We start from the raw sequence: 12,126 nt of genomic DNA, 5'->3' as shown, positions 1-12,126 counted from the left end.
AAATTGCTTAACGGTCACTCTGTTCTGCAGAAGTATCAGTGCGGTTTATGGCCAATACCCTCACGCGTGGGATATCTACTCTCCTCACTATGTTAATGAATTTATGAAGGTGGTGTTTCTCTCTTACGCGCGCGTCATGAATCAGTCAGATCCAAAAACATGGCTTCAAAAAATAATTTTTTATACTGGAATTGCTGAGGCCATGGCACGAAAAGTAAAAGTTGAAAGCGTGCATTGTATCGATTACGAGGGTACCCTTGAACAGCATGACGTTACTTATCATTTCTTACGCCTATTAAAATTGGGAATCGTTTTCCCATTGCGCCTACATAAATATGTTTCAAAACTCGATGCTGATGTTGTTATCGTTCATGGATTAATATTTCCTTGGCAGCTGATTCAGCTCCAGAACACGTTACGTAAATCTTCAAGGATTTTTGTGCAGCATCACGCAGAGAAACCGCTTCGATTTCATAAAGCTTTTTTTCAGCGTTATGCAGACCAACGCATTGAGGGATATTTTTTTACCGAAGCGGGACTTGCTCGCCCGTGGATAGATGCTCAGCAAATCAAACGTAACGAAAAAGTTCATGAAGTAATGGAGGTGTCATCTTCCTTTCAATGCACGAATGTTGATCGGGATAAGAAACGATACCTTTGGGTTGGACGATTGGATCACAATAAAGATCCGCTTACATTGTTAAATGGGTTTTCAATTTTCTTGAAAAAAAATCCACATTGCGTTCTGACAATTATTTTTCGTGGCGGAACACTTAGAAGCGAAGTTGAAGCAATAATAAAAGAGGAACGACTCTCAGGTTCCGTGATCTTGATTGAAGATGTTCCGCACATTGAACTAGAACATCATTATAATCAGAGTAGCTTTGTAATCGCCACTTCGCACTACGAAGGAAGCGGTACTGCTGTTTGTGAGGCGATGTCGTGCGGATGCATTCCCGTACTGTCAGAGATTCCTTCTTTTATTTTTATGACGGGCCGTGGTAAAGTTGGTTTCTTATTTGAACGCGGCAACGCGCAAGCATTAGCCAACGCGTTAGAAAAGAGCTCATTCATTGATGTCGAAAAATATCGCGAACAAGTTCTCCAGCAATTTTCGAAACATCTTTCACATGATGCGATTGCTAACAAAATGTTGTCAGTAATTAATGACGGTGCGGATGGATGAACGACAAAGACTGCGCATAGCCATTATTGTTCCCGGTGGGATTGGCACCGGTGCAAACAACATTGGCGTGCCCGTACTGGAGCGACAAGTTCGAATGCTGGCAAAGGATTTTGATATCACGGTCTTCTCCTTATTTCCGGTGAATGCCGATTATATTCCTGATGGGTTTCAGGTAATCAGTATTCCCTTTCGCAGTACATTTAGAAAAAGCGTCGCACTTCTGCACGCATTCAGAAAACTCCATCGTCAAAATAAATTTGTTGCCATTCATGGATTCTGGGCTTTGCCTTCAGGGTTTCTCGCTGTGTTCATTGGAAAACTTTTTGGTATTCGAAGTGTTGTAAGCGTTTTAGGTGGAGATGGTGCTTCCGTACCGGAAATAAACTATGGACTGCTGCGAAAGCCGCTTACTAGGAAATTGGTCTTATGGACACTGACCAACGCAACTCACCCTATGGCACTCACGCAATATCTTGTCGATAACCTCACACGCCATGGATTGAAAAGAAAGATCGTCGTTGTTCCCTGGGGAATAGACACCTCCTTGTTCTCATTCAAGACAAGACAGATATCGGCACCAGTAAAGTTCCTGCATATTGGCAACTTAACACCCGTGAAAGATCAAACTACTTTGCTTAGGGCGTTTAGGATCATTCGGGATAACGTTGATGGTCATCTCACCATGATCGGAGAAGGAACAGACTACAATAAAGTTATTAATTTGGTCAATGAACTTGAACTCAAGAACGATGTCACGTTATTGAAACCGTTGGCTTACGAATCATTGCCAGCATATTACGATGCTGCTGATGTGTTGTTGCATACATCTTTATCGGAAGGGCAAAGTGAGGTAGTCACAGAAGCGATGAGCAGTGGACTATTGGTGTGTGGGACCCGAGTAGGCGTAATGTTTGATGTGCGTGAAGGATGCCTCACCGCTGATGTAGGGGATCATAAACATCTTGCAACATTGGTTTTAGAAATACTAAAGAATCATCAAGCGATCGATGATTGTCTGATGTACGCTCGTCGGTGGGCAACACAACAGGACATTCACTGGACGATTGATCGAACAAGACAAATCTATCGGGCGCTATGAGCAATGCTAACAATAAACCTCGGATCGCTCTTTTTGGAGTGGGCTCACTTGGGGGAGATCAGTCCGGCGAAGGAATTCCTGTGATCGCTGATTTGTTTTCACGGCTGTCTGAGCAATATGATATTGTTTACTATTCTTTTACGCGTGTGAGGAAGGACAATATTCCTACGAATATTGTCGTGCGCCAAATCATCGCGATGAAATTTCCTTGGCGCTTAAAATATCTAATTCTTTTTTTTCATGCCCTAGCGGATCATATCCAAAATCGGTTTACTCTGCTGTTCTCGGTTTCGGTGTATCCTTCTGGACTTTTTTCATTGGTCTTGGGTAAGCTTATAAATCGACCAGTGCTCGTACAATTGATCGCCTCAGAAGCGACGCGGATTAAAGATGTTAGTGTGCAACTCGTGATTCCGTGGCGGCGATTTATTACAAAATTTGTCTGTAAACACGCAGATAGGCTAATCACCGTTGCCGATTATCAGCGCACGCTAGCTGTAACCAGTCTCCCGACCACACGTCATATAGACGTGTTACCGTTACGTATTAACGTCAATGATTTTGTTTACCGTAAACGAAAAATTGAATACCCTGTTCATTTTATTCAGGTTGGGTTTTATGGTATCGTGAAAGATCAGGATACGATGTTTAAAGCGTTCGCCAAAGTTGCTACACAAATAGATTGTCATCTCACTGTGGTCGGCTACGGCTTCGATAATGTGAAAGTGAATGCGATGTTAACGGAACTAGGTGTTGAAAATAAAGTTACGCGGGTGGGGTTTGTTCCGCGTGCGAAGTTACATGAATACTACGATCGCGCACATATACTTTTACATACAGCACGATTCGAGACCGGCTGTGCAGTAATTCAAGAAGCTATGGCTAGTGGCGTTGCCGTTTGTGGAACGAATGTTGGAATATTAGCCGATCTTGGAAATCAGTATGCGAACATCGTTGAACCCCAATCGACAGATGAATTGGCTGCTGAAATTTTGCGGCTCGTGCACGATCAGCACCGTTACGATTCGATCACACGCACAGCCCGTGATTGGATCAAACAACATGATGCCCGGTATGCTTACCTTAATTATCTGAATTTTTTGGATGGGATTAGCGGTCGGAAAAAGTGACGGTATCATTAACTTTAGTAAAACTACCTTTGTCAAGTGTGTAGACAGTGTCGAAGAAACTCGCGTTATGCGTTTTGTGCGTAATCATCAAAACAGTCTTTCCTTTTAACGACAAGCCAGAAACAAGGTCTAGAATTTCCTTTTCCAGCGATTCATGAATTTGATTCATACTTTCATCAAAAAGTAGGATTTCCTTGTCGCAATAGAGCGCTCGCGCAATCGCCAAACGTTGTTGTTGACCACCGGAAAGCTTTACACCTCTTTCTCCGATGCCCTGATCCATTCCTTCAGGAAGCAGGGCAACTAAGTCATTGAGTCTTAACTCGTGAATGATCTTTGTGATCTTCAAACGATCGATTTGTTGTTCAGGAATTCCCAGCGCAATATTCTCTATAAGAGACGCGTCAAGAATGTAAGGGTTTTGTGGAACGTAAGCGATGAGATCCCTGAGCGATGATGCACCTACAGCCACATCGTCGATAAAAAATTCTCCCTCTTCTGTTTCGAGAAGCCCGAGAAGAACTAGTAGCAAAGTAGATTTGCCTTCACCAGATTTACCTGTAAGCGCTATGCGATCCCCTTTGTTCAACGTGATATTCGCATTTCTTAAAATCCAAGGGCCGCCTGCATATCTCGCACTAATGTTTTGAAGCCTAATTTGACGATTAAATAATGGGACGCTTTCGGCAGGGGAGGACTTGATGGTGTCGTCTGCCTTAGTCGCCTCACCCAAAATTGCGATCACATGATCATGCGTCCTAAACTGTAATATGCTTAATAAAATTCTATTGATAGACGGAATGATTCTGAAACTAGCACTGGCGTAGATGCTGAGCATAAAAATGGTATCCTGATAGTGCGTTGTAGCAAGCGTGGTGTAAAGAATCAATCCGCAGATGATAAAGGTTGCAACGATTTCGGTAATTCTTGTTGTCCCGGTTTGCGTTACATGATCACGCACATAGGCTTCTGACAGTTTTGCACTTGGCCCAGACTGCTTATCTATGAAGTAATGCTCCTTTGCTGAAGATTTAATTTCCATCAGCCCTTCTATAAGCTGAAGCGAGTTTTTCAAAAGTAACGGGTACTGTTCTTTCAACGTATCTCGGACGGCAGCGAGTTTTTTCTTTCGCGATCGATACAGCAAGAATAGCGGTGCGGCCAGCAGCAACAGTAAAATCGGTATTCTAAAATCAAGGATGATCAGGCCTATGAGAATTAATGTTGCTACCAATGTCTCTGATATCAACGTTGCTATCGGCGTTATAATGTTTGTTGCAAAAACGAATGGGTAGTTTGCAATGATGTTCACTTCTCTGCTGAAGTCGGTCTTCGAGAATGAATTATAATTCCGACGTGTATAGGCTTCAATCGCACGGGCAGATAAATCTTTGGCTACATTATAAATAAATTTTGCTTTTGTTTTTGCAATCAACAGCCCTAGCCAATTTTTTATCAAAACGAAAAGGAGAACAGCAAGAGTTAGGGCGATCAGCAATGTTTGCTGGCTGAGAGCTGGGAATACATTCCCATAATTCCCTATTCTATCTTGCAAATCCGGGTTTATGATGAGTCCAAAAAGCGGCAAAAATGATAGTAACCCCAAAAAGTCAAGAAGGGATTGGATCATTAATAACGAGAGGATCAGTCCACCCTTAGTGCGTTGCGTAGGACGAATCAATCTGAACGCATCCCTGATCGTATGCCTGAGCATAAAATGTTGATGTTTTGAGTTTGATATTCGCCATATAATTCGATAAATACTACTTAGCCTTGATTTTTATCCAAGGGAATGGCGACACAGTTCCCACCTTCGCAAAAACTCGGTTACGAATAGAACGCGGATCGTGCATGATTACGTGCTCGAAGCATTCTAAAATATTCCAGGCATGATGATAGTACATGCCCTTCATCGGTTCGACGCGCTGTTTCGTAAAATATTCTTTTGATCGCGATTGGGCAGCGTCGACTTCGTTGGCATTGTACAGTGGTGAATCGAAGACGTGCAACTCTCCATTCGGGTTTAGTTTAGTTATCAACGTTGTAATTAGTTTTATAGGGTTTTCAAAATACTGCAGAGCACTGGGCAATAAGATTACATCAGCACGTAAGCTAGACGGTAGATCGCTATCCACATCGGCACAAGCAAATGAGATGTTAGGAGAAAATAAGCTTGCAGCCTGTCGAAGTTCTGTTTCGTTAATATCAATGCCCAGTAAGCCAATCTTCATCGATTGGTTGATATAGTTTAAAAGCCATCCATTCCCGCAACCGACCTCAAGAATAGAATTGAATGGCTTCTTCTTCAGATATCCAATCAGTTTATCGGCAGAGCGTTTTCGAATCTTCCATTCCTTTTCAAGCATTGCGCCACCTCGATAAACGGGCAGAGCTTTCACTACATCATCCGAATATACACGGCCTTCTTTTTCACGTAACGTAATGTAGGCTTTTTCGAAATCCGATTCTCTTGCAAGACGTCGCTGGAAGAATAACAAACCCTCGCGATAGAAATCAGGATGATTTGCAAGAAAGGATTGAATTGACATCGATAAAACTATTTGCGTTGAAAGGTAACAATAATGTGATCAGCCCAGCGGTTAAATGGCATATTGTTCCTCACCCCCTTATCAACTGCACGCAACACTTTGTAAAGCGATGGATGCTTCACCGGAAAATCAGGTCGATGAGGCTGCGGGATGATAGCGCCGAGTCCTTCTGATTTTATGAAAACAAAATCATTTCCGAAAGCCTCCTTGATCTGCTGAAGCGAAAAATAGTATGTCTTGAAATATTCGCCTTCGAGATGTGCCATCACACCGTCGCGGTGAAAACGTCGAAGTGCACCGCGAAATCTTCCTTTGAAAATACCAGCGAGTTCCCAAGGGCAAACCGGCGGCATGATCACCCATGTTACGTAAGCTCCAGCATGAAGTAACCCCGGCAAATGTTTCGTTACTTTTCTCAGATCATCAATACAATTCAATCCGCCAAAGTTTGAAAACACATAGTCAAATTTTTTTTTATGTAAAACGTCAAGCGAATCGTAAGAGAGCTGTTGACTTGAGATGGATAGGGATGAGTGTTTTTTTATTTTCTCGTTCAATTGTTCGATCATTCCATCAGAAAGATCGGTGGCGTGAACGCTGTGTCCTTGACTAGCGAAATGCAACGCATCTATGCCGGTACCTGCATTCAATTCAAGCACTACACTTTTTGGTTTTATGAACGTATTGACGTGTGCATAAACCTGTTCGCGCATATCGGTGAGGATAATGTTTGCGCGATCGTCGGCATCGAATGTACCCGATTGCTTACTAAATGCTTTATTAACTGCATCAAAATTTTCAGAAGACATCATCTGCAATTAAGAACTTCAAATGAGCTGTAGATCGATTAAAAAATTGTCCGACATGCGCGAACATAAAGATATGTTTTTGAAACGTTGTTCGATGGAACTCAATCTCAGTAGTAATTTTTTTCGCGACGTAAACAGTCCCTCAAGACTTAATGGAGGTAGCGCAATTCCAACAGGAATAATTCGCTTTACCTTGAAACGTTCTTTCGACCAAGCACCGATTTGTCCCGGAGAATAGAACCAAGTTTTGCACTGTTGATTGTTCAAGTATCCCTTTACATCAGTGTTTGTCCAACGCCGAAATGCTTTTTTAAATTGAAATCGGTGTAAAAAATACAGCGACTCCCAAAGGCAAAATCGCGACATCGCCAACGCTACAATGCGGCCTCCAGGTTTTAGGATAGCAGGAATACGTTGAAATAGTTTCTGCGCTACTTCCGGACTCATGCTGTTGATGCCGCCGAAGTTTGAAAATATCAAATCAAATTTTTTATGAAACACAGTCTCATTGATACCCTCAAGATCAAGATATTGAGAGCTGATGTTTCTCTGAAATGTGAGCGTGGTGTTTCGTTGTGTAGTAACTTGCTGTGTTGCTTCAGAAATGTCTGTTGCAACGATGTTAAAATCTTTTTCGCTGAAGAGAAGTGCGTCGTCGCCGCTGCCCACATTCAACTCTAAAATCTCGAAACCGTCTAATGTAATAGCGAGTTGGCTAAGGTAGTCCCACACGATTTTACGCTGAAATTGACCAACCGCGTAAGGCGTCAGGAGCGTGTCGTTTTTTACGTCAATATGGTCGAAGGGCAATGCCATTATTCAGCAGTCTGCAGCTTTTTTAATTTTTTCTCGCGCATCAAACTTGCTGGCAGATAATACAAAGTAGCGAGGCCAGCACGTACATCTTTATACGTTAGACGCAATGGATTGGCAAACAGTTTCCCCAAACTATCATAACCTTTATGTTTTCGGTAGACGCTGTGCACATAACGGTGAAGCTCTTTATAGTACTGGTTGTTAAATGTACTCGAGAACATCAATGCTAAATCGTCAGAATCACTCCAGTTCTGTTTATCCTTCAGTTGTCCTTTTACTTTTTCGTAAAATTTCGTTCCAGGCAACGGGTATGAAACGGAAATTCCAATTTCGTCGGGCATTAAATCGAGCACCATTCGAATGGTTGCATCAATATCATCTTTTGTTTCTCCGAGGTAGCCAAATTGAAGGAAGAATGCGACACGAATGTTTTTCTCCTTCATCAATCGAGCTGCGGTATAAATTTGTTCAACCTTGGTTCCTTTGTCCATCGCATCAAGAATCGCCTGCGAGCCGGATTCAGCGCCCACCCAAATCGTTTCCGCACCAGATTCAGCGAGCGCGGCAAGATTATCTTCCTCTAATAACAAATCTACACGCGATTGAATTTTATATTTAAAGGAAAGTTTTTTCGCGTTAACAAGTTTGTTGAATTCCTGTACCCATCCCGGTTTTAATCCAAAGATGTCGTCGCTCATCCAAAAATGATCTGGCTTGTACTGCGATAATAACATTTCAATTTCGCGAATCACGTGCTGCGGCGATCGCGAGTTGTAGCGGTTGCCATAAATCGGCTTGGCGCACCAATTACACTTGTAAGGGCAACCGCGTGTGGTTGCGAGATTTACCGAGAAGTAGCCATGATGCTTTATCCATATCTTTCGATATGGATCAAGGTCGACAAGATCCCATGCGGGGAGCGGAAGATGGTCGAGCTCGCGCATGACGGGGCGCGCAGGATTAACTACGGTTTCTAATCCACGTAAGTAGGCGATGCCTGCTAGTTCGCTCGTAGTCTTTCGCGCTTTCAAAGCTAAAAGCAATTCTTTCAGTGTTTCCTCACCTTCACCACGAACGACATAGTCAGCGCCGTTTTGTAAATATTTTTCGTAGTGATCTGAAGAATCGGAACTCGATACAATTACGGTACAGCCAAAACGCTTCCCGATTTTTGTCATCATGAAAGCGGCTTCACGCATATTGGTGAGGCACATTTTCGTGAGGTAGTTAAATCCATCGTCGTAGATCACCAAATATTCCGGCTTGTGAGAACGAATCGATGGTATAATTTCTGAAGGCGAATCTTTTAAGCCGGTGTCAAACATGGATACATTAAACCCAGCGTCACGAATAACAGCAGCAGCCAGTAGGGTAGCAAGCGGTGCATAAGGCTGTTTGAATCGCCATTGCTTCGGGTCTAACTTGTAAAAATAAGAATGCGTAAAAAGAACAGAGCCCTTCATAATTTCATCGTGAGATTGAATTTGTCGTTATACGCTTGAAGCTTTTCAGCATATAGGCTGATAATTTTCTTTTGATAATGTCTCGGGTGATTTTTTGAAGCGTACTTCTTCGATTTAAATGCGATCTTAAAATCATCACTGCCATATGAATCGCCATGTACGCGCTGCCATCTGTTCATGGTGATTTTCATGAAGTATTCTTCAAGTTTATTTCCTCCCAATACGTTCATTAAATTTTCCACCGTACGTGTAAACCAATTCGTCGCGGATGATGGCACATCTTGTGTTGGCCGTTTCGAATAGTTGGGAAAATACGAGCCGAGCCACGTGTTGCTGTTGTGCAAGCGATGATAGTACTCAGCGCCGTACAATGGTATCACGGTGGCAAGCTCCGTTGCCGTGAACAGATTTTTTTCTTCGATCTCAAGATGATCAAAGTCGACGAAATAGTTCACGCAGAAATACTTGTAAGAATTGAAGAGGAAAATTCTTTTATACATCACCAAGAGTGTACGTGCAATCCAGAGTCGTCCGGGTTTGGTAATGATGAAAAAGTCGAGGTCTGCATTTTCATCCATATAACCCTTTGATAAAGAACCAGAAGCAAACACCGCACGGACAAATGGAAAGCGGGCGATAAATTTGGCTTTAGTTTTTGCCATGGGTAAGAAGCGTGCAGCCTCTCCGTTGCCCCGCAACCTCCGCTCGATGTTGGCACGTGAGTTCTGTATGGAGTAGAACTCATCGAACTGAAATATCTGCTTGGATGCGGTGAGTACGGCGAGTTCATGCCGCAGTGATGCAAGGTCTTTTTGTTGCGTGCCTAGGAAACGCATGATTTCGGAGGCCGTTAGCGGATAATTGAAGATATCGTAATAAAGAAGCGCCTTGATAATGTGTATTTGAAGCACATTGGTTTCAATATCGTGTTCAACTTCTTTCAATGTGTTATAGGGTAAAATGAAAATTACGAAAATTCTATCATGTGTTGAAGACACACGTCGTAACAATATTTGAATTTCCGGAAAAAGAGTAGAATTTTATCCGGAAAGTGTGTCACTAAAACTGTGACGGAACAATCAGAAAAACTTTAAGAAACAACGACAACCGACCCTATGCACAGTATTGCAAGCCTTCAAGATTATCACGATCAGTATAAAAAAAGTATCGACCAGCCCGAAGCTTTCTGGAGTGAGATAGCCAACGAATTCACGTGGAGAAAAAAGTGGGACAAGGTATTAGCCTGGGATTTCAACAATGCCGATGTAAAATGGTTTATCAACGGCAAGTTAAACATCACGGAAAATTGCCTCGACCGACATCTGGCAACCAGAGCAAATCAAACAGCGATCATTTGGGAACCTAACAATCCCGCGCACGAAGCAAAACACATTACCTATAAACAGTTGTTCGAAGAGGTAAACAGAACGGCCAACATGTTAAAAGCAAATGGCGTGAAAAAAGGTGATCGCGTTTGCATCTACTTACCCATGATTCCCGAACTCGCTTATGTGATATTGGCCTGTGCGCGCATCGGTGCTGTTCACTCCGTAGTATTCGCAGGTTTTTCAGCAAAATCGGTAAGTGATCGCGTGAATGACGCAGGATGTAAAATCGTCATCACATCGGATGGATCTTATCGCGGTGATAAAACGATCAACTTAAAAGGTATCATTGATACCGCACTCGAAAGTTGTCCTGATGTTTCGCGCGTGATTGTGAAGGAGTACATCGGTAAAGGAGCTGCCATTAAGGAAGGTCGTGATGTGCTGTGGGACGATGAAATTCAAAAGGCTTCAGCACAATGCGATGCGGAAGAAATGGATGCTGAAGACATGCTCTTCATTTTGTACACCTCGGGTTCAACCGGTAGACCAAAAGGAATGGTTCATACTTGCGGCGGCTACATGGTTTACACGAACTATACATTTCGCACAACATTTCAATATCAAGAAGGACAAGTTTACTGGTGTACCGCCGACATCGGATGGATTACAGGACACTCATACATTCTTTATGGACCACTCTCGGCCGGTGCAACAACGGTAATGTTCGAGGGCGTGCCATCATGGCCAGATTGGGGAAGATTTTGGCAAGCGATTGAAAGACATAAAGTAAATATATTCTACACAGCACCCACTGCCATTCGTTCTTTGCAGCAAGCACCGCCCGAGTTTGTTAAACGACACGATCTTTCGTCATTGAAAGTTTTGGGAAGCGTAGGCGAGCCAATCAATGAAGAAGCATGGCACTGGTACGATGAAAATATAGGCAAAGGAAAATGTCCTATCATCGATACATGGTGGCAAACTGAAACCGGTGGATTCATGATTGCGCCAATCGCGAACGTAACAAAGTTGAAACCTGCGCTTGCAACGTTACCCCTACCGGGAGTTCAACCCGCCGTTATGAATGAAAGCGGTCTGGAAATTCAAGGCAACAATATTGAAGGACGCCTTGCGATTAAATTCCCATGGCCATCGATGGCGCGTACAATTTACGGCGATCATCAGCGCTTTAAGGATACGTATTTCTCGACGTTCCCAGGGAAATATTTCACTGGCGATGGCTGTAAGCGCGACGATGAAGGATACTATCGCATTACCGGCCGCGTCGATGACATCATCATCGTATCTGGTCATAATCTCGGTACTGCTGAAATTGAAAGTGCTATCGATGAACACACGGCAGTATGTGAAACCGCTGTAGTAGGGTTCCCGCACGATATCAAAGGCCAAGGCATTTATGCGTTTGTGATTTGTTACGACAAGCCAAGAGAGGAAGAAAAACTTCGTTCGGAAATAAAAGAGAAGGTTTCGAAGATCATCGGTCCGATTGCAAAGCCGGATAAAATCCAATTTGTAAGTGGCCTTCCGAAAACACGTTCTGGAAAAATTATGCGACGCATTCTGCGTAAGGTAGCGGAAGGTGATACATCAAATCTCGGCGACACAACAACATTACTGGACCCCAATGTTGTGGATGAGATTAAAGCCGGAGCGCTTTAAGTTAGAAACAGGAAATTTATGGAAACAGCATTGCTTCGGTGATGCTGTTTTTTTATGGATACAGCC

10 protein-coding genes are annotated in these 12,126 nt (G+C 43.0%); 4 read left to right on the top strand and 6 right to left on the bottom strand.

The features are described from left to right. The first annotated feature begins 136 nt into the window (after positions 1-136). Genes DQQ10_RS01175 through DQQ10_RS01165 form a run of 3 tightly spaced genes read left to right on the top strand, consistent with a single transcriptional unit; the run spans position 137 to position 3,415 of the window. Positions 137-1,186, top strand: coding sequence for a glycosyltransferase family 4 protein (locus DQQ10_RS01175; RefSeq protein WP_165823763.1), 1,050 nt, complete (start codon positions 137-139; stop codon positions 1,184-1,186). Then, positions 1,179-2,285 carry a glycosyltransferase gene (locus tag DQQ10_RS01170; RefSeq protein ID WP_165823762.1) on the top strand — a complete coding sequence of 369 codons (1,107 nt, stop codon included), beginning with the start codon at positions 1,179-1,181 and terminating at the stop codon, positions 2,283-2,285. Before DQQ10_RS01175 ends, DQQ10_RS01170 begins: the two co-directional genes overlap by 8 nt. Continuing rightward, positions 2,282-3,415 carry a glycosyltransferase family 4 protein gene (locus DQQ10_RS01165; protein WP_112744964.1) on the top strand — a complete coding sequence of 378 codons (1,134 nt, stop codon included), beginning with the start codon at positions 2,282-2,284 and terminating at the stop codon, positions 3,413-3,415. Before DQQ10_RS01170 ends, DQQ10_RS01165 begins: the two co-directional genes overlap by 4 nt. Here the strand turns inward: DQQ10_RS01165 and DQQ10_RS01160 are convergent. The 6 genes from DQQ10_RS01160 to DQQ10_RS01135 are packed head-to-tail and all read right to left on the bottom strand — an operon-like array spanning position 3,396 to position 9,996. Further along, the gene (locus DQQ10_RS01160) at positions 3,396-5,129 is read right to left on the bottom strand and encodes an ATP-binding cassette domain-containing protein (protein ID WP_112744963.1); all 1,734 of its coding nucleotides are present in this window, start codon (positions 5,127-5,129) and stop codon (positions 3,396-3,398) included. The genes DQQ10_RS01165 and DQQ10_RS01160 overlap by 20 nt on opposite strands. 49 nt (positions 5,130-5,178) lie before the next feature. Beyond that, the gene (locus DQQ10_RS01155; RefSeq protein ID WP_112744962.1) at positions 5,179-5,964 is read right to left on the bottom strand and encodes a class I SAM-dependent methyltransferase; all 786 of its coding nucleotides are present in this window, start codon (positions 5,962-5,964) and stop codon (positions 5,179-5,181) included. A gap of 8 nt (positions 5,965-5,972) precedes the next feature. Beyond that, on the bottom strand, positions 5,973-6,776 hold the full coding sequence (locus DQQ10_RS01150; RefSeq protein ID WP_112744961.1) for a class I SAM-dependent methyltransferase: 804 nt from the start codon (positions 6,774-6,776) through the stop codon (positions 5,973-5,975). Between the two features lie 15 nt (positions 6,777-6,791). Beyond that, positions 6,792-7,589, bottom strand: a complete 798-nt coding sequence (locus DQQ10_RS01145) for a methyltransferase domain-containing protein (RefSeq protein WP_112744960.1) — start codon at positions 7,587-7,589, stop codon at positions 6,792-6,794. Then, positions 7,589-9,052 carry a B12-binding domain-containing radical SAM protein gene (locus tag DQQ10_RS01140; RefSeq protein WP_112744959.1) on the bottom strand — a complete coding sequence of 488 codons (1,464 nt, stop codon included), beginning with the start codon at positions 9,050-9,052 and terminating at the stop codon, positions 7,589-7,591. Before DQQ10_RS01140 ends, DQQ10_RS01145 begins: the two co-directional genes overlap by 1 nt. Then, positions 9,049-9,996, bottom strand: a complete 948-nt coding sequence (locus tag DQQ10_RS01135) for a nucleotidyltransferase domain-containing protein (RefSeq protein WP_133259502.1) — start codon at positions 9,994-9,996, stop codon at positions 9,049-9,051. The genes DQQ10_RS01140 and DQQ10_RS01135 overlap by 4 nt, the downstream gene beginning before the upstream one ends. Before the next feature lie 171 nt (positions 9,997-10,167). On the opposite strand from DQQ10_RS01135, the gene acs reads away from it, so the two are divergent. After that, on the top strand, positions 10,168-12,060 hold the full coding sequence (gene acs / locus DQQ10_RS01130) for an acetate--CoA ligase (protein WP_112744957.1): 1,893 nt from the start codon (positions 10,168-10,170) through the stop codon (positions 12,058-12,060). The last annotated feature ends 66 nt before the right edge of the window (positions 12,061-12,126 follow it).

Source organism: Pseudochryseolinea flava (assembly GCF_003286915.1).
Lineage (GTDB): Bacteria > Bacteroidota > Bacteroidia > Cytophagales > Cyclobacteriaceae > Ohtaekwangia > Ohtaekwangia flava.
The sequence above is the reverse complement of the archived record's forward strand: the minus strand, read 5'-3'. Positions and strand labels throughout refer to the sequence as shown.

Bases quoted from the DNA above. Each gene is read 5' to 3' on its own strand.
- DQQ10_RS01175 (WP_165823763.1), top strand. From the start codon at position 137: ATGAATCAGTCAGATCCAAAAACATGGCTTCAAAAAATAATTTTTTAT.
- DQQ10_RS01170 (WP_165823762.1), top strand. From the start codon at position 1,179: ATGGATGAACGACAAAGACTGCGCATAGCCATTATTGTTCCCGGTGGG.
- DQQ10_RS01165 (WP_112744964.1), top strand. From the start codon at position 2,282: ATGAGCAATGCTAACAATAAACCTCGGATCGCTCTTTTTGGAGTGGGC.
- DQQ10_RS01160 (WP_112744963.1), bottom strand. From the start codon at position 5,129: ATGCTCAGGCATACGATCAGGGATGCGTTCAGATTGATTCGTCCTACG.
- DQQ10_RS01155 (WP_112744962.1), bottom strand. From the start codon at position 5,964: ATGTCAATTCAATCCTTTCTTGCAAATCATCCTGATTTCTATCGCGAG.
- DQQ10_RS01150 (WP_112744961.1), bottom strand. From the start codon at position 6,776: ATGATGTCTTCTGAAAATTTTGATGCAGTTAATAAAGCATTTAGTAAG.
- DQQ10_RS01145 (WP_112744960.1), bottom strand. From the start codon at position 7,589: ATGGCATTGCCCTTCGACCATATTGACGTAAAAAACGACACGCTCCTG.
- DQQ10_RS01140 (WP_112744959.1), bottom strand. From the start codon at position 9,052: ATGAAGGGCTCTGTTCTTTTTACGCATTCTTATTTTTACAAGTTAGAC.
- acs (WP_112744957.1), top strand. From the start codon at position 10,168: ATGCACAGTATTGCAAGCCTTCAAGATTATCACGATCAGTATAAAAAA.